We start from the raw sequence: 17,039 nt of genomic DNA, 5'->3' as shown, positions 1-17,039 counted from the left end.
AGCCAAGGTAGTGGCCGGCAACCGTTCAATCCAACGATTTAATCATGTCGTTTCAATCGAAAAAGCAGATCGGTTGATCGTTCGATTTTTGACCAAACGATAAAAAATTTGACGGCCGCGAAAAATGGAATCATTCTCATTCATCCCGGTCGCTGAGCCGCCTTGGCGCGAGGGGACGAGGGCCAGCCAGAGGGAACGATCGCCATGTCCGATCCGCTGCCACGCCGACCCGACATCAGGGCCGGACGCCTGCCGGCCGAAGAACTCGCCACGGGTTTTGCCGACCTGCATCCGGCGCTCGAGCGGCACGAGGCGCTGGTCGAGGCGGATCGCTGCTACTTCTGCTACGACGCCCCTTGCATGAACGCCTGCCCGACGGCGATCGACATCCCGCTGTTCATCCGCGAGATCCAGGCGGGCAATCCGATCGGCGCGGCGAAGACCATCCTGTCGCAGAACATTCTCGGTGGTATGTGCGCGCGGGTCTGTCCGACCGAAACGCTGTGCGAAGAGGTCTGCGTGCGCGAGGTGGCCGAGGGCAAGCCGGTGCAGATCGGCATGCTTCAGCGCCATGCCACCGACACCCTGATGGCGACGGGCGAGCATCCCTTTAAGCGGGCTGCGGCCACGGGGAGGAGAATCGCGGTCGTCGGCGCCGGCCCAGCCGGGCTTTCGGCCGCCCACCGCCTCGCCATGCTGGGCCATGACGTGACGATCTACGACGCCCGGGAAAAGCCGGGCGGTCTCAACGAATATGGCATCGCCGCCTACAAGGCGACGGAGGATTTCGCCCAGAAAGAGGTGGCGTTCCTCCTGAAGATCGGCGGGATCACCTTCGAGACCGGCAAGGCGCTCGGCCAGGGCATCCACCTTGCCGACCTTCGGCGCGACTTCGACGCGGTGTTCCTTGGCCTCGGGCTTGCAGGCGTCAACGCGCTCGGCGCCGACGGGGAGGCTTCGAGCGGCTCCCACGACGCCGTCGCCTGGATCGCCGATCTGCGCCAGACCGCCGATCTCTCGGGGCTGCCGGTCGGCCGGCGCGTCGTCGTCATCGGCGGCGGCATGACGGCGATCGATGCGGCCGTCCAGGCCAAGGCGCTCGGCGCGGAAGAGGTGACCATCGCCTATCGCCGCGGCCGCGAGGCGATGAATGCCAGCCCTTACGAGCAAGAGGTGGCGGCGACCCGCGGCGTCCACCTGCGCTTCCATCTCCAGCCGAAGCGGATTCATGCCGAGGACGGCCACGTCGCGGCGATCGAACTCGAACGGACGATGATCGAGAACGGCAAGCTAGTGCTGACAGGGGAGACGGTGACGATCGAGGCTGACCAGGTCTTCAAGGCGATCGGCCAGACGTTCCTGCCGCACGGGACCGAAGCGGAAGGCGAGGGGATCGCGCTGGAGCGCGGCCGGATCAGGGTCGACGCCGCGCGGCGCACTTCGCTGGAGGGTGTCTGGGCCGGCGGCGACTGCATCGCCGAAGGCGAGGACTTGACCGTCGTCGCGGTGGAGGACGGCAAGGTCGCGGCGATGGACATCCACGCCGCTCTGACTGCGGCGGACAGGGTCGCGGCGGAGTGAGACCCCGGATGCATCGCGCGAGCACATCCCGTTGACCGGCGTGACGAGATCGTCCCCGAAAGCAACATCAGCGACAGGCGTTTGCCTGGGCACCCTCCGTCTGGACGCAATTTTGCGAGACATCAAAGACCTGCGAGGTTTTCTTCCGCAAAGTCATTCAGGTTGCATCTTGCACTCACTTGACAATCAACTAGCCCACGGAGCTCACTTGCTGCCGTCGCCAACCTGTCGGCTTTTGGCTTGAGGGAGCTGCAAACCATGTCGTTCTCGGAAGACGGTGTGACACGTCACTATGCGGCCTATGACGTTCTGCCTCGCATTCTCGAAGGCCTCAAGACAGCGGCCGTCGACCCCGAACATCTGACGCCGGACCAGTTGAAAGCCGTCGACGAGTTCCACATCGGAGGTGCCGAAGCGACGGCGCGACTCCTCGATCAGCTCGGGATTACCGCCGAGACCCGTCTTCTCGACATTGGGTCTGGCATCGGCGGGCCGGCGCGCTCGATCGCCAGCCGTTATGGCTGCAAGGTAACGGGCATCGATCTGACGCCGGCCTATGTCGAGGCCGCCACCCATCTGACGAAACTCTGCGGCCTTTCCGACAAGGTCCGCTTTGAGGTTGCCAGTGCGACGGCGCTCCCTTTTGACGCCGCCCGCTTCGACATCGCGACGATGCTGCATGTCGGAATGAATATCCCGGACAAGGCGGCGCTGTTTTCCGAGGCTGCCCGCGTCCTGAAGCCTGGCGGTGCCTTCGCAGTCTACGAGGTGATGAAGGTCGGCGCGGGCGAACTTGTCTATCCGGTGCCCTGGGCGGAGACTGCGACGTTGTCAGCGCTCGCCGAACCCGACGTCTATCGCAACGCCGCGGCGGCTGCCGGATTGAAATCTCTCGCCGAGACCGATCGGCGCGAGGTCGCGATCACCTTCTTCGAACAGGTTCAATCGGCGGCAAACTCTGCCGCGCCGGCGCCGCTCGGCCTGCATCTCCTGATGGGGCCGACCGTCGGCGAAAAGGTCAAGAACATGGTCTCCGCCATCAAGGCCGGCGTCATCGCTCCGGTCGAAATGATCTTCACCGTGCCCGCAGACTAGCAAACGGGAAACACAGCTCATGGCCGACCTGACGACAAGCTTCCTCGGCATTGCCTCGCCGAACCCGTTCTGGCTCGCCTCGGCGCCGCCGACGGACAAGGAATACAACGTCCAGCGGGCCTTTGAGGCCGGGTGGGGCGGGGTGGTCTGGAAGACGCTCGGCGAGGACCCGCCGGTCGTCAATGTCAACGGCCCGCGCTACGGGGCGCTGTGGGGGCCGGACCGGCGGTTGCTGGCGCTCAACAACATCGAGCTGATCACCGACCGGGCGCTCGACACCAATCTCGAGGAAATCGCCCGGGTCAAGCGCAACTGGCCGGACCGGGCGGTGGTCGTCTCGCTGATGGTGCCCTGCGAGGAGGCGCCCTGGCAGAAGATTCTCGCCCTCGTCGAACAGACGGGCGCCGACGGGGTGGAGCTGAATTTCGGCTGCCCGCACGGCATGAGCGAGCGCGGCATGGGCTCGGCGGTCGGCCAGGTGCCGGAATATATCGAGATGGTCGCCCGCTGGTGCAAGCAGCATTCGCGGCTGCCGGTGATCGTCAAGCTGACGCCGAACATCACCGACATCCGCTATCCCGCCCGCGCGGCGAAAAAGGGCGGCGCCGACGCGGTGTCCCTGATCAACACCGTCTCTGCGATCATGTCGATCGACCTCGACAATTTCGCTCCCACCCCGACCATCGACGGCAAGGGCTCCCATGGCGGCATGTGCGGCCCGGCGGTCAGGCCGATGGCGCTCAACATGGTCGCCGAGATCGCCCGCGACGCCGAGACCGTCGGCATGCCGATCTCCGGCATCGGCGGCATCACCACCTGGCGCGATGCGGCGGAGTTCATCGCGCTCGGCTGCGGCAACGTCCAGGTCTGCACCGCGGCGATGACCTACGGCTTCAAGGTGGTCAAGGAGATGATCTCGGGCCTGTCTGACTGGATGGACGAGAAGGGCTATCGCACCATTGACGATTTCCGCGGGCTGGCGGCGCCGAACGTCACCGACTGGCAGTATCTCAACCTCAACTACGTCACCAAGGCGCGGATCGACCAGGACAAGTGCATCTCCTGCGGGCGCTGCCACATCGTCTGCGAGGACACCTCCCACCAGGCGATCACCAGCATGGTCGACGGCGCGCGCCGCTTCGAGGTGATCGACGAGGAATGCGTCGGCTGCAATCTCTGCGTCAATGTCTGTCCGGTCGAGGACTGCATCACCATGGAGCGGATCGCCGGATACGACCCGCGTACGAAGAAGCCGATCCCCGACGAATACGGCAACTGGACGGCGCATCCCAACAATCCGATGGCGACTGAGAAGCTCCAGCATGCGCCCGAGCCGGTCACCCTGCCCGACGCTGCCGAGTAAGGCATGCAGCTGGGCAGGGGCGCAGGATATATCTGACGCCAGGTGATGTCAGCGGCGGCGGTCGGGTGTAGGATCGCTGCAATCCCTGGTGGCCAGGACGGCCGGCATGAGCGATTTTGCTGCATCGATGACGCGTTTCGAGGCCTGGCTGGCGAGCCGGCTGGCGGGCGAACTCGTTGTCGAGGATCTCGGCGAGAAGCATTGCAAGATGCGGTGCTCCTCCTTCGCCTTCCTGCGCGCCACCTACTGGCGCTGGGCAGAGACGATCGCCGAAATCTGCCCCGATCTTTCCGCCGCTCCCGAACTGCTCGCCATCGGCGACACCCATCTGGAAAACTTCGGCACCTGGCGTGACGCCGAGGGACGGCTGATCTGGGGCGTCAACGATTTCGACGAGGCGGCGCGAATGCCTTACGCTCTCGACATCGTCCGGCTTGCCGCAAGCGCGCTGCTTGCGAAAGCCGCCAAGGGAGGGCCCGGAACCGGCGCCATCTGCAGGGCGATCCTCAGGGGCTATGAAAAGGGCATCGACGAGCCTCAGCCGACGGTGCTCGAGCGCGATCACAAGTGGCTGCGCAAGGCCGTCATGCTGCCGGAGGGCGAGCGCAAGAAGTTCTGGGGCAAGCTGCATGACCTCAAACCCGCCACAGAGCCGATCGGGCAACGGTTCGATGACGCGTTGCGGCAGGCGATGCCCGACCCGTCCGTGGAGATGACATTCGCACGGCGCACGGCCGGCCTCGGCAGCCTCGGCCGGCCGCGCTTCGTCGCCATGGCGGACTGGCGCGGCGGTCCTGTGGTGCGGGAGGCGAAGGCGCTGCTGCCATCGGCATGGTCGCTCGCCCGTGATGGCGGAGCGGCGCCGATCCTCGCGGGCGCGATCGCCGCGGGCCGCTGCCGCGCGCCGGATCCGCACTACCGCGTGCTTGACGGCGTGGTGGTCCGCCGGTTGTCGCCGAACAGCCGCAAGCTCGACAGCGAGGACGATCTCGACGACCTTTTGTCGGAGGCCATGCTCGAGCGGATGGGGCGGGAGATCGCCGCCTGCCACGCCGACGATCCGGCCATTCTGCCTGCGGTGCGCGCTGATCTCGCAAGCCGCGGCCGCGGCTGGCTGCGTCATGCCGCCGAGGCCGCCGCGACATTTGTCGCCGGCGAGCATGCCGGCTTCGCCTGACCTCACTGCCGCTGCCGACCAAGCGTGATCGACCCGCCGGTCGGGACACATCGGACAGGCGGGCTGGACTTTCCGTGACACCCCGCTTGGCGCCGCCCTCCCTTGCCCGCCGGGCCGGAGCGATTGCTGCCGCCCGTCCCGCCATGGCAGTTTGCCGGCGGGAGGAAATGCAATGCCGGAGAGAACGGACGCCCTCGTCATCGGCGCGGGGTTGGCGGGGCTCGTTGCTGCCTGCGAGATCGCCGATCGCGGCACGCCTGTGGTGCTCATCGATCAGGAGGGCGAGCAGTCGCTCGGCGGCCAGGCCTTCTGGTCGCTCGGCGGGCTGTTCATGGTCGATACGCCCGAACAGCGCCGGCTCGGCATCAGGGACAGCCACGATCTCGCGCTGTCGGACTGGCTCGGCTCGGCCGGTTTTGATCGTCCGGAAGACCTTTGGCCGCGGCGGGTGGCCGAGGCCTATCTCGATTTTGCCTGCGGCGAGATGCGGGCCTGGCTCCATGGTCTCGGCATGCGCTGGTTTCCCGTCGTCGGGTGGGCGGAGCGCGGCGGTGGCCTTGCCAGCGGCCACGGCAATTCGGTGCCGCGCTTCCACATCACCTGGGGCACCGGCCCCGGCGTCGTCGAACCCTTCGAGAAGCGGTTGCGAGAGCATCTCGCCGCGGGCCGGGTCGACTACCGGCCGCGGCACCGCGTCTCCTCGCTGAAGGTCGGGGACGGCCGGGCCCATGCGGTCGCGGGCGAGGTCCTCGCGGTCTCCGGCGAGCCGCGCGGCCGCTCGACCTCGCGCGACGTCGTCGGCGATTTCGCCATCGAGGCCGGAGCCGTCGTCATCGCTTCCGGCGGCATCGGCGGCAATCATGCGCTGGTGCGCAGGAACTGGCCGGTCGAACGGCTGGGCCCTGCGCCGAACTCCATGATTTCCGGTGTTCCGGCCCATGTCGACGGACGGATGATCGAGATCGCCGAGGCGGCCGGCTGTGCGGTGATCAACCGCGACCGGATGTGGCACTACACCGAAGGGCTGCGAAATCACGATCCGATCTGGCCGATGCATGGCATCCGCATCCTGCCGGGCCCTTCGTCGCTGTGGTTCGACGCCTTCGGCAAGCGGATGGAAGCGCCGGCGATGCCGGGCTTCGACACGATGGCGACGCTGAAGCGGATTCTTGCGACAGGCCGGGACCATTCCTGGTTCGTGCTCACCCAGTCGATCATCGAGCGCGAATTCGCCTTGTCCGGCTCCGAGCAGAACCCGGACATGACCGGCAAGAGCTGGCGAGACGTGATCTGCAGCCGGCGCGGCAGGGGAGCACCGCCGCCGGTCGAGGCCTTCAAGGCGAGAGGCGCAGATTTCGTCGTCGCCGACAGGCTGGAGGATCTGGTCGCCGGGATGAACGCTCTCGTCGGCGAGGATCTCCTGTCGTTCGATTGCCTGCGCGCCGAAATCGTCGCCCGCGACCTGCAGATCGCCAATCCCTTCGCCAAGGACGCGCAGGTGACCGCCATTCGCGGGGCACGGCGCTATCTCGGCGACCGGCTGGTCCGCACGGCAAAGCCGCATCGCATTCTCGATCCCGCCCACGGGCCGCTGATCGCCGTGCGGCTCAACATCCTGACGCGCAAGACCCTCGGCGGCATCCACACCGACCTCGACGCTCGGGTGCTGGACGCGTCCGGCAGGCCGATCGAAGGGCTCTATGCGGTGGGCGAGGCGGCCGGCTTCGGCGGTGGCGGCTATCACGGCTACAATGCGCTGGAGGGGACGTTTCTCGGCGGCTGCCTGTTTTCAGGCCGGGCCGCCGGCCGCCATGCCGCAAGGGCGCGATAGCTTTGCGTAGCGTCCCCGAAGCAATGATCGGCGATTGCCTTTTGCGATGATCCCGGCCGTCGTGGCTCGCGAAGCGAAAATTGCACGCCGCCGCCGCCGACTTCCCAGCAGGGTGGCTTTGTAACGGCAGAGTAACTTTGGGTCGGCATAGTGCGCCCCTGGCGAGGGCTGCGTGTGGGTCTTCGCTCTTCTGATCTGGTTTCTACTGCCGAGAAAGACGCGTCATGTCGATCAAGGTGAGGCTCATCCTCGGCTGTCTGATTTTTGCAGGCCTGACGGGTGCCTTCGGCTATCTCTCCTACAGCAGCCAGCGCGAGTCGATCGAGCGGCTGACCGCTTTCGTCGACGTCGGCGTCGATCCGATCACCCGCCTGCAGTCGAGCCTCGCCAATATAGGCGACGTTCGCAGCAACCTTGAAAGCCAGGTCCAGATCGAGGGCGAGGCCGCCAGGCGTTCGGCCCTCAGCGGCCGTGACCTCGAAGATGTGCTCGCCGCGGTGGGTGAGATCCGCCAGAACGTCACCGGCGTTCTCGAGACCGACATTCCCGAAGAGGCGAAGTCAGCGCTGCGCGGCATGGTCTATTCGCTCGGCCTGATCGAGACCGGCTATGCCTCGATTTCCAAGCCGACGGTGCTTCGCGAGATCGAGAAGATCACGCTCGGGCTGCAGTCTGCCGTGCGGATCGTCCGCAACGATCTGAAGGCCCGCGAGGAAGCCGCCGACCATGCCTTCAAGAGCACCACCACCGACGCGACCATCGCGCTCGGCGCGGTGATCTTCTCCATGCTGGCGCTGCTCGTCTATCTCATGCGGTCGGTCGCAACGCCGCTGAAACGCTTCAGCGACACGGCAAAGGCGCTGGTGGCCGAGGAAGACGACATCAAGGTCACGCCGGCCGGCCCCAAGGAGATCCGCAACGCGTTCTCCGCCCTCGGCGAGATGCAGGACCGCTGCCAGTTCCTGAAGACCGACCTCGACGCCAAGACCAACATGCTGTCCGACCAGATCGCCGACAAGCAGAACCAGCTGCAGGGCGCCCTCGACAACATGACCCAGGCGCTGTGCATGCTCGACGGCCAGCGCCGGCTGCTGCTGTCGAACGGCGTCTTCGACGAGCGCTTCGGCGCCTTCGAGATCCTCACGCCCGCCAAGAAGTTCTTCTCCGACTCCAAGCTCACCAGCAATCTGCGCGAGAACGACACCGACTCCCAGCAGATGACCATGCCCGACGGCACCATCCTCGAGGTCAAGCGCCGCGGCATGTCCGGCAAGGGACTGCTGATCACCTTCGAGGACATCACCGAGCGCGAGCAGATCTCCCAGCGCCTGCATTATCTCGCCGGCCACGACCAGCTGACCGATCTGCCGAACCGACGGCAGTTCGGCGAGGAGCTGGATCAGCTTTTGAAGACCGCCAAGAAGCCGTTCTCCGTCGTCGTCGTCGATATCCGCAATTTCAAGTCGATCAACGACACCTATGGCCATCCGATCGGCGACGCGCTGCTGAAATGCTGCGGCGAGCGGCTCGCCGGCATCGTCGATGCGAAGGCCAGCGTCGCGCGGCTCGGCGGCGACGAATTCGCCGTCATCGCGCCACAGACCAAGTCCGGGCTCAGCGGCGAGGCGCTCGGCGCGGCGATCGTCACCGCCTTCGAGGAGCCCTTCGACGTCGACGGGCGGCGGATCTTCGCCACCGCAAGCGTCGGCATCGTCGCCCATGATCCGGGTATCGTCGATGCCGAGGGCATCGACGCCGACATGATGCTGCAGAACTGCGACCTCGCCCTCTACAAGGCCAAGGAAGACCGTTCCGGCAAGGGCGCCTACCGGATGTTCGAGCCGGCGATGCGCTCCAAGCTGAAGCAGCGCCGGGAGATGGAGCTCGATCTGAAGGCGGCGCTCGATGCCGAACAGTTCGAGCTCTATTATCAGCCCTTCGTCGATATGGCGGAAAAGCGGGTCAGCGGCTTCGAGGCGCTGCTGCGCTGGAACCATCCGGAAAAGGGCATGATCTCGCCGGCGGATTTCATTCCGCTGGCGGAAGAGGCGGGGCTGATCGAACGCCTCGGGGTCTGGTGCCTAGAGACGGCCTGCAGCGAGGCCGCCAGCTGGCCCGGATCGATGACCATCTCGGTCAACCTCTCGGCCATGCAGTTCAAAAGCGCGACTTTGCTCGCCGATATCGACCGGGTGCTCGCCAAGACCAAGCTCGCGGCGGAGCGCCTGCAGATCGAGGTGACGGAATCGCTGTTCCTCGACGAAAGCGACCGGGTGCTCGACATCCTGAAGGAGATGCGCCGGCGCGGCCTCACCGTTTCGATGGACGATTTCGGCACCGGCTATTCCTCCCTCGGCTATCTCAGCAAGTTCTCCTTCAACAAGATCAAGATCGACCAGTCCTTCGTGCGCGACATGGGCCGGGCCGAGAACATCGCCATCGTGCGCTCGGTCATCGGTCTGTCGAAGTCCCTGAAGATGCAGGTGATCGCCGAGGGCATCGAGACCGGCGAGCAGATGCGGGCGCTGCTGGCGGAAGGCTGTCTCGAGATGCAGGGCTATTTCTTCTCGACGCCGCAGCCGAAGGAGGAACTGCCGCGGGTGATCGCCGAGATCACCAAGCGCTGGACCGGCGATCTCGCCGTGGCGGCGGGCGCCACCGCTGCGGCCTGACCGTCGGGGCCGAGGCGACAGCCGCCGCAGGTGCCGTCAGTCGCGCGGGCGGATGCCGTTCAGAACGATGGTGAGAACCGCCTGGGCGGTCTGTTCGTGGAAGCCCGGCTTGTCGACCTGCGAGCCCAGCACCGCGCGCACCTGGACGTCGAAATCGGCATAGTGCTGGGTCACCGCCCAGATCATGAAGATCAGATGGGTGGGATCGACGGGGGCGAGGCGGCCTTCGCCGACCCAGGCGCGGACGACGCCGGCCTTTTCGTGGACGAGTTCGCGCAGCCGCGTCTTCAGGAAGTCCCCGATGACGGGCGCCCCGGCGAGCACCTCATTGGCGAAGAGGCGCGAGGCGGCCGGGTTTTCCGCCGACATCTGCAGCTTCAGCGTGATGTAGCGCCGCAACTCTTCGATCGGGTCGCCGTCCCGGTCGATGGCGGCGAGCGGCGCCAGCCAGTCGTCGAGGGTATGTTCGAGGACGGCCCGGTAGATGTCCTGCTTGCGGCGGAAATAGTAGAGCAGGTTGGGCTTCGACATTTCGGCGCGGGCGGCGATCTGGTCGACCGTCGCGCCGCGAAAGCCGTGCGTGGCAAAGACTTCGAGCGCTGCCGAAAGGATGATCTCGCGGTTGACGAGCTGGATCCGGGTGCGCTGCTGCGCCACCCTGCCAGCTCCGGGACGATCCTCGACCTTGGCGTCCAAACCCGCCCCCATCCTCGCCGCATCGCCACCCGCCAAGGCCTGCGGCAATTGCGCTTGACCGGTTTCCGGCAAGCTTCTAGCCTCGGTTTTGACCAAATAGTCAAGAATCCGGAACGAGAGCGCAAGGCTTGCCGGATCGAGCGAGGCGGCAGTCGATGAACGAGCAATCGCGGATCGTTCCCAACAATCTCGAAGCCTTCTGGATGCCGTTCTCGGCCAACCGGCAGTTCAAGCAGGCGCCGCGCATGTTCGTCGCGGCGAAGGACATGCACTATACGACGGCGGACGGCCGCCAGGTGTTGGACGGGACGGCGGGGTTGTGGTGCGTCAATGCCGGCCACTGCCGGCCGAAGATCACCGAGGCGATCCAGAGCCAGGCCGCCGAACTCGACTATGCCCCGGCCTTCCAGATGGGCCACCCCAAGGCCTTCGAACTCGCCTCGCGGCTGACGACCATCGCGCCGCAGGGCCTCGACCACGTGTTCTTCACCAATTCCGGCTCGGAATCGGTGGAGACGGCGCTGAAGATCGCGCTCGCCTACCACCGGGCGAAGGGCGACGGCGCCAGGTTCCGGCTGATCGGCCGCGAGCGCGGCTATCACGGGGTCAATTTCGGCGGGATCTCGGTCGGCGGCATCGTCGGCAATCGCAAGATGTTCGGCACGCTGCTGACCGGCGTCGACCACATGCGCCACACCCACGACCCGGAGCGGAACGGCTATTCGAAGGGTGAGACCGAGCACGGCGCCGAGCTTGCCGACGACCTCCTGCGCATCGCGACGCTGCACGATCCCTCGACGATCGCCGCTGTCATCGTCGAACCGGTCGCCGGATCGACCGGCGTGCTGCCGCCGCCGAAAGGCTACCTCAAGCGCCTGCGCGAGATCTGCGACCAGCACGGCATCCTCCTCATCTTCGACGAGGTGATCACCGGCTACGGACGCATGGGCACGGCTTTTGCGAGCGACTATTTCGGCGTGACGCCGGACATCATGATCACCGCCAAGGGCCTGACCAACGGCGTCATCCCGATGGGCGCTGTGTTCGTGAAGGACACGATCCACGACGCCTTCATGACCGGGCCGGAGCATCTGATCGAGTTCGCCCACGGCTACACCTATTCCGGCAATCCGATCGCCGCGGCGGCGGGCCTCGCCACCCTCGAGACCTATCAGGAGGAGGGGTTGTTCGAGCGGGCGAAGGCGCTGGAGCCGGTCTGGGCCGATGCGATCCACTCGCTCAAGGGCACACGCCACGTCATCGACATCCGCACCATCGGCCTGATCGGCGCGATCGAGCTCGAACCGATGAAGGGCGAGCCCACCAAGCGCGCCTTCTCGGCCTTCGTGAAGGCCTTCGAGGAGGGGCTGCTGATCCGCACCACCGGCGACATCATCGCTTTGTCGCCACCGCTGATGGTGAGCGAGGAGCAGATCGGGGAGATCGTCGACACGCTGAAGGGGATTTTAGCCGGGCTGGAGTGACTGCCTGCCTATTCGGTCGTCCTGCGGGCTGGGGCACCCACCGGCAGAGGTTCCGCCGAACATCGACGAAGAAGGCGGGGATACTGAAACGTCGTCATTCTCGGGCCCCGTCCCGAGAATCCAGGGGCGGTTGCCGCGACGCCGGCGGTTGCGGCCTTGCGTCGTTGCTACGAATGGCACCCGACGATCTCTGGATTCTCGGGACGGGGCCCGAGAATGACGACGCGGAGAGGTGCGGCGCCCGCTGGGCCATGTCGCCGCGAGCGCGAGCGTGAACCAAGATGCCAGAAGAGAGCGCTCGGCCTCTTTATCCAGCCCTCGTAAAGGACACCCCATGAGCCAGCTTTCCAATCTCCAGATCAACAGTGATCGCCTGTGGGATTCGCTGATGGAAATGGCGAAGATCGGCCCGGGCGTCGCCGGCGGCAACAACCGCCAGACGCTCACCGACGAGGACGGCGAGGGGCGAAAGCTTTTCCAGTCTTGGGCCGAGGGTGCCGGCATGACCATGGGCGTGGACACATTGGGCAACATGTTCTTCACCCGCGAGGGCACCGACCCGGACGCCCTGCCGGTCTATGTCGGCAGTCATCTCGACACCCAGCCGACCGGCGGCAAGTATGACGGCGTTCTCGGCGTTCTCGGTGCGCTGGAGATCGTCCGCACACTCAACGATCTTAACATCAAGACCAAGCATCCGATCGTGGTCACCAACTGGACCAACGAGGAAGGCACGCGCTTCGCCCCGGCGATGCTGGCTTCCGGCGTCTTTGCCGGCGTCCACGAAGAGGACTGGGCGAAGGCCCGCACTGACGCGAAGGGTAAGACATTCGGCGACGAGCTCGCCCGCATCGGCTGGGAGGGCGCGGAGCCAGTCGGCGCCCGCAAGATGAAGGCCTTTTTCGAACTCCACATCGAGCAGGGACCGATCCTCGAGGACGAAGGGATCGATATCGGCGTCGTCACCCACGGCCAGGGGCTTTACTGGCTGCAGGTGACGCTGACCGGCAAGGAGAGCCACACCGGCTCGACCCCGATGCCGAAGCGCCGCAATGCCGGACTCGGCATGGCGCGGGTGACCGAACTCGTCCACGAGACGGCGATGGACTTTCAGCCGAACGCCGTCGGCGCGATCGGCCATGTCGAGGTCTATCCGAACTCGCGCAACATCATTCCGGGCAAGGCCGTCTTCACCGTCGACATCCGCTCGCCCTCGAAGGAGACGCTGGAGGCAATGCGCGAGCGGATCGAGGACGGCATAGACACGATCATTGATGCCATGGACATTGCCGCCGAGGTGGAGGTCGTCGGCCATTTCGATCCGGTCACCTTCGACTCCACCTGCGTCAAGGCGGTGCGCGACGCCGCCGAACGGCTCGGCCTGTCGCACACCGACATCGTCTCCGGCGCCGGCCACGACGCCTGCTGGATCAACCGCATCGCCCCGACGGCGATGGTCATGTGCCCCTGCGTCGACGGACTGTCGCACAACGAGGCCGAGGAGATCTCGAAGGAGTGGGCACAGAACGGCGCCAACGTCTTGTTGCATGCGGTGGTGGAGACGGCGGGGGTGGCGGAGTGATTTGATTGGCGCGTGCACCGTCTGGTTCTTGGAAAGTCCCACCATGTGGAGTTTGGCATCTGACATTCAGCGTCTGTGTCGCCATCGCGCTCCTATTCGGGCTTCTGGTGACTGCGGCCTCGGATGCGATCGCTCGCGACGATCAGCCCATCTTCAGCCTCTGGCCAAGCTTGGAAATCGAACATGGCGAGCCGATCAAGCTCTCATTCGGGTTTCGCGACAAGGAGTGCGAGCCGCAAAGTCCGAATTGCACGGCCCTAGTAGTTTCGTGTGCTGCACAAAATCCACCTGCCCTCGTCCTCGAATATCGCGGCCTGAACATCGGGTCATTATTGTTCGCGGCGATCATCCGGAGAACTGCCACGTCAGGGCAGTTCATCAGGTCTGGTCGAAGCGTCGTTCACCTCGGCCTTGTTTCTGGAGAGCGGATGAAAGACGAGGTAATTGGAAGTTGGCTGGTGACCTGGGAAACGGATAGTCCGGAAAAAATGCGGAGTCTGCTGCGCCTATTTCGCGGTGAAGAGCCGGTGCAAATGCCCTTCCCTTTGTATGTGTCAGCCGCGCCGCCTGCGATGCTGGAGAGACATGCGGAACCAAGTGGTGAAGACCTGATGAAAAAGTTTGCTGAAGCCTGCTCGGCTTACCTGGGCGTCGGAGGAATTGATCGCAGAATGGGTCGATGAGCGTATAGCGCTGGAGGTGAGTGCGATCGCCGACGTGGATGCGAGAGAGTCGAAATCAATGGGTATGCTGCTGACCCCAAGGCGAACCTTGAAGAGATATCGGATTGCGGGTGCCGTTGAGGCAGCTGTCATTGGAAATGGGGGTCAATGACTGAGCATCTCGGCCGGCTGTTCGATCACGTCCACATCCGCGTCCGCGACCTCGCGGCGAGCCGGCGATTCTACGAGGCCGTGCTCGGCGCCCTCGGCCACAGCATCGAGAGCCACGGCGAGGATTTCTGGTGCGACGAGTTCTACGTCTCGGCAACCGAAGACTCTGTCTCGCAGCTGCATTTCGCGTTCAAGGCAAGCGACCGTGAGGCCGTCGCGGCCTTTCACGCGGCGGGCCTGGCAGTCGGCGGTCGCGACAATGGCGGGCCCGGAGTTCGCAACTATCACGCCGGCTATTTTGCGGCATTCCTGCTCGACCCGGACGGCAACAATGTCGAGGCCGTCCATCACGGGCCGACGGAACGCTCCGCCGCGTCGGTTGTCATCGAACGAATCGAGCCAGCGGACCATTCGTGACTGCGCTGCTTGGGGCAGGTCACGTTCGCCATCGTGGATTTCCGGAGACGAAACGATGCGGTTGCATGGATCGCGGCTTACCTCGGTGAGACAGCCGGTGGCCGCATTCCCGCCAGCGTCGCCCGCTGCGCTGGAGAGTGCCAGCATGGTGGGGTAGGATCGGTTCTGCGGCATCATCGAGGAGGCGCGCATGGGACGCCCGAAGGAATTGTCGGAAGAAGAACGTCAGAAGCTTTTGGCGGAAGGCTGGAAGCCGATCCAGGCCGAGGTCTGGGTGCCGGACTGGGATAATCCGGTGTTCCGGGCGCGTTTGAAAGAGAACTGCGACGCGATCAACGAGGCCGACCGCCGGTCCGGGGAACTCGATCGATTGTCGGATGAAGTCGCGGCCCTTTGGGACGATCTGCCCGGATGAAGCGCGGAGATGTTGTGCTAGTGTCGGGTCAGGGCGACTACGGAAAGGCGAGGCCGGCGATCGTTGTGCAGGCCGATCATTTCGCCGAATACCTGGGAAGCATCACCGTCGTCCCACTGACGTCGGATCTCGCCAAAACCATCGACCTTCGCGTTCGTATCAAGCCTCGAGGTTCGAACGGCTTGCGCGCGCCATCGGACGCGATGGTGGACAAGATCCAGACATATCCCCGCAAGAAGGTCTTCGACGTCATTGGCGCCTTGGAAGTGGACGAGATGATCGCGTTAAATCGCAGCCTCGTCGTTTTTCTCCAACTGGCGGGAACGATCCTCGGTACTCCGGCAATATCCTATCCTCAAAGCCAAGAAGGTTTGCCATGACCACAGTCATCAAGGGCGGCACCATCGTCACCGCCGATCTCACCTACAGGGCCGACATTCTGATCGACGGCGAGACGATCGCCGCGATCGGGCCGGACCTTTCGGGGGACGAGGTGATCGACGCGTCCGGCGCCTATGTCATGCCCGGCGGCATCGATCCGCACACCCATATGGAAATGCCCTTCATGGGCACCTTCTCAGCCGACGACTTCGACACCGGAACCGCGGCGGCGCTGGCCGGGGGGACGACGATGACCGTCGATTTCTGCCTGCCGGACCCTGATCAGGGGCCGCTCGACGCGCTGCAGGTCTGGTTCCAGAAGGCCGGGCCGGCGCGCACGGACTATTCCTTCCACATGGGCGTCACCTGGTGGGGCCAGAAGTTCTTCGACGAGATGCCGAAGGTCGTCGAGGCCGGCATCAACACCTTCAAGCACTTCATGGCCTATAAGGGCGCGCTGATGGTGAACGACGACGAGATGTTCGCCTCCTTCACCCGCTGCGCCGAGATCGGCGCGATGCCGCTGGTCCATGCCGAAAACGGCGACGTCGTCGCGTTCCTGCAGCAGAAACTCATGGCCGAAGGCAACAACGGCCCCGAGGCGCATGCCTTCTCACGGCCTCCGGAAGTCGAGGGCGAGGCGGTCAACCGGGCGATCATGATCGCCGATCAGGCCGGCGTGCCGCTCTATGTCGTCCACACGTCGTGCGAGCAGGCCCACGAGGCGATCCGCCGGGCACGGCAGAAGGGCATGCGCGTCTATGGCGAGCCGCTGATCCAGCATCTGGTGCTCGACGACGGCGAATATTCCCACCCCGACTGGGACCATGCGGCGCGCCGCGTGATGAGCCCGCCGTTTCGGGACAAGAGCCATCAGGATTCGCTCTGGGCGGGCCTCGCGAGCGGTTCGCTGCAGGTCGTCGCCACCGACCACTGCGCCTTCACCACCGAGCAGAAGCGCATGGGGCTCGGCGATTTCACCAAGATCCCGAACGGCACCGGCGGTCTGGAGGACCGGCTGTCGGTGCTCTGGACCAAGGGCGTTACCACCGGCCGGCTGACGATGAACGAATTCGTCGCCGTCACCTCGACGAACATCGCCAAAATCCTCAACGTCTATCCGAAGAAGGGCGCGATCCTCGTCGGCGCCGATGCCGACCTGATCGTCTTCGACCCGAAGGCGACCAAGACGATCTCCGCCAGGACCCAGAAATCGGCGATCGACTACAACGTCTTCGAGGGCGTCGAGGTGACCGGCCTTCCCGTCATGACCTTCTCGCGCGGCAAGCTGGTCTTCAGGGAGGGCGACGTCAGGGCCGAAAAGGGCGACGGCCGCTTCGTCGAGCGGCCGGCCAATGCGCCGGTCAACAAGGCGCTCTCGACCTGGAAGGAACTGACGGCGCCGCGCAAAGTCGAGCGGACGGGCATCCCGATGAGCGGGGTGTGAGGCCTGCTGCCATCCCCACCCCCTTGTGGGCTGGGGATCGGGTGGGGGGGTGATGGCGGCCTGGG

At 65.2% G+C, this 17,039-nt stretch carries 14 protein-coding genes; 13 read left to right on the top strand and 1 reads right to left on the bottom strand.

Annotated features, from left to right (window positions below; translation table 11 throughout):
* The first annotated feature begins 204 nt into the window (after window positions 1-204).
* The 6 genes from E3C22_RS14870 to E3C22_RS14845 all read left to right on the top strand — a co-directional run bounded on the left by E3C22_RS14870 (window position 205) and on the right by E3C22_RS14845 (window position 9,719).
* Window positions 205-1,581 carry an NAD(P)-dependent oxidoreductase gene (locus E3C22_RS14870; protein WP_134762825.1) on the top strand — a complete coding sequence of 459 codons (1,377 nt, stop codon included), beginning with the start codon at window positions 205-207 and terminating at the stop codon, window positions 1,579-1,581.
* 279 nt (window positions 1,582-1,860) lie between these two features.
* Window positions 1,861-2,676: a methyltransferase domain-containing protein gene (locus E3C22_RS14865; protein ID WP_167591781.1), complete on the top strand. Its 816-nt coding sequence runs from the start codon at window positions 1,861-1,863 to the stop codon at window positions 2,674-2,676.
* A gap of 19 nt (window positions 2,677-2,695) precedes the next feature.
* On the top strand, window positions 2,696-4,039 hold the full coding sequence (gene preA, locus E3C22_RS14860) for an NAD-dependent dihydropyrimidine dehydrogenase subunit PreA (RefSeq protein WP_134762823.1): 1,344 nt from the start codon (window positions 2,696-2,698) through the stop codon (window positions 4,037-4,039).
* A gap of 106 nt (window positions 4,040-4,145) precedes the next feature.
* A complete protein-coding gene (locus E3C22_RS14855) occupies window positions 4,146-5,216 on the top strand; it encodes a DUF2252 family protein (RefSeq protein ID WP_134762822.1) in 1,071 nt (356 codons plus the stop codon).
* Window positions 5,217-5,388: 172 nt separating this feature from the next.
* A complete protein-coding gene (locus E3C22_RS14850) occupies window positions 5,389-7,047 on the top strand; it encodes an FAD-binding dehydrogenase (protein WP_134762821.1) in 1,659 nt (552 codons plus the stop codon).
* 224 nt (window positions 7,048-7,271) lie between these two features.
* A complete protein-coding gene (locus E3C22_RS14845; protein WP_134762820.1) occupies window positions 7,272-9,719 on the top strand; it encodes a putative bifunctional diguanylate cyclase/phosphodiesterase in 2,448 nt (815 codons plus the stop codon).
* 36 nt (window positions 9,720-9,755) lie between these two features.
* Here the strand turns inward: E3C22_RS14845 and E3C22_RS14840 are convergent, their stop codons facing one another.
* On the bottom strand, window positions 9,756-10,427 hold the full coding sequence (locus E3C22_RS14840) for a TetR family transcriptional regulator C-terminal domain-containing protein (protein ID WP_134762819.1): 672 nt from the start codon (window positions 10,425-10,427) through the stop codon (window positions 9,756-9,758).
* Window positions 10,428-10,570: 143 nt separating this feature from the next.
* Here E3C22_RS14840 and aptA point away from each other — a divergent pair, with 143 nt between their 5' ends.
* The 7 genes from aptA to hydA all read left to right on the top strand — a co-directional run bounded on the left by aptA (window position 10,571) and on the right by hydA (window position 16,974).
* A complete protein-coding gene (gene aptA / locus E3C22_RS14835) occupies window positions 10,571-11,899 on the top strand; it encodes an omega-aminotransferase AptA (protein WP_134762818.1) in 1,329 nt (442 codons plus the stop codon).
* Between the two features lie 334 nt (window positions 11,900-12,233).
* Complete coding sequence (locus tag E3C22_RS14830) at window positions 12,234-13,481, top strand: Zn-dependent hydrolase (RefSeq protein ID WP_134762817.1); 1,248 nt, start codon at window positions 12,234-12,236, stop codon at window positions 13,479-13,481.
* Window positions 13,482-13,486: 5 nt separating this feature from the next.
* Complete coding sequence (locus E3C22_RS14825; RefSeq protein WP_134762816.1) at window positions 13,487-14,164, top strand: hypothetical protein; 678 nt, start codon at window positions 13,487-13,489, stop codon at window positions 14,162-14,164.
* 147 nt (window positions 14,165-14,311) lie between these two features.
* The gene (locus tag E3C22_RS14820; RefSeq protein ID WP_134762815.1) at window positions 14,312-14,731 is read left to right on the top strand and encodes a VOC family protein; all 420 of its coding nucleotides are present in this window, start codon (window positions 14,312-14,314) and stop codon (window positions 14,729-14,731) included.
* Between the two features lie 190 nt (window positions 14,732-14,921).
* A complete protein-coding gene (locus E3C22_RS14815; RefSeq protein ID WP_134762814.1) occupies window positions 14,922-15,146 on the top strand; it encodes an antitoxin MazE-like protein in 225 nt (74 codons plus the stop codon).
* Window positions 15,143-15,526, top strand: coding sequence for a type II toxin-antitoxin system PemK/MazF family toxin (locus E3C22_RS14810; RefSeq protein ID WP_134762813.1), 384 nt, complete (start codon window positions 15,143-15,145; stop codon window positions 15,524-15,526). Before E3C22_RS14815 ends, E3C22_RS14810 begins: the two co-directional genes overlap by 4 nt.
* The gene (gene hydA, locus E3C22_RS14805; protein ID WP_134762812.1) at window positions 15,523-16,974 is read left to right on the top strand and encodes a dihydropyrimidinase; all 1,452 of its coding nucleotides are present in this window, start codon (window positions 15,523-15,525) and stop codon (window positions 16,972-16,974) included. Before E3C22_RS14810 ends, hydA begins: the two co-directional genes overlap by 4 nt.
* Window positions 16,975-17,039 lie beyond the last annotated feature (65 nt).

The sequence above is a fragment of the Jiella endophytica genome, from assembly GCF_004519335.1.
GTDB lineage: Bacteria > Pseudomonadota > Alphaproteobacteria > Rhizobiales > Rhizobiaceae > Jiella > Jiella endophytica.
The sequence above is the reverse complement of the archived record's forward strand: the minus strand, read 5'-3'. Positions and strand labels throughout refer to the sequence as shown.

Excerpts from the sequence above, each read along its gene's own strand:
- preA (WP_134762823.1), top strand. The coding sequence starts at position 2,696 with ATGGCCGACCTGACGACAAGCTTCCTCGGCATTGCCTCGCCGAACCCG.
- E3C22_RS14855 (WP_134762822.1), top strand. The coding sequence starts at position 4,146 with ATGAGCGATTTTGCTGCATCGATGACGCGTTTCGAGGCCTGGCTGGCG.
- E3C22_RS14815 (WP_134762814.1), top strand. The coding sequence starts at position 14,922 with ATGGGACGCCCGAAGGAATTGTCGGAAGAAGAACGTCAGAAGCTTTTG.
- E3C22_RS14845 (WP_134762820.1), top strand. The coding sequence starts at position 7,272 with ATGTCGATCAAGGTGAGGCTCATCCTCGGCTGTCTGATTTTTGCAGGC.
- E3C22_RS14810 (WP_134762813.1), top strand. The coding sequence starts at position 15,143 with ATGAAGCGCGGAGATGTTGTGCTAGTGTCGGGTCAGGGCGACTACGGA.
- E3C22_RS14820 (WP_134762815.1), top strand. The coding sequence starts at position 14,312 with ATGACTGAGCATCTCGGCCGGCTGTTCGATCACGTCCACATCCGCGTC.
- E3C22_RS14840 (WP_134762819.1), bottom strand. The coding sequence starts at position 10,427 with ATGGGGGCGGGTTTGGACGCCAAGGTCGAGGATCGTCCCGGAGCTGGC.
- aptA (WP_134762818.1), top strand. The coding sequence starts at position 10,571 with ATGAACGAGCAATCGCGGATCGTTCCCAACAATCTCGAAGCCTTCTGG.
- E3C22_RS14830 (WP_134762817.1), top strand. The coding sequence starts at position 12,234 with ATGAGCCAGCTTTCCAATCTCCAGATCAACAGTGATCGCCTGTGGGAT.
- E3C22_RS14850 (WP_134762821.1), top strand. The coding sequence starts at position 5,389 with ATGCCGGAGAGAACGGACGCCCTCGTCATCGGCGCGGGGTTGGCGGGG.
- E3C22_RS14870 (WP_134762825.1), top strand. The coding sequence starts at position 205 with ATGTCCGATCCGCTGCCACGCCGACCCGACATCAGGGCCGGACGCCTG.
- hydA (WP_134762812.1), top strand. The coding sequence starts at position 15,523 with ATGACCACAGTCATCAAGGGCGGCACCATCGTCACCGCCGATCTCACC.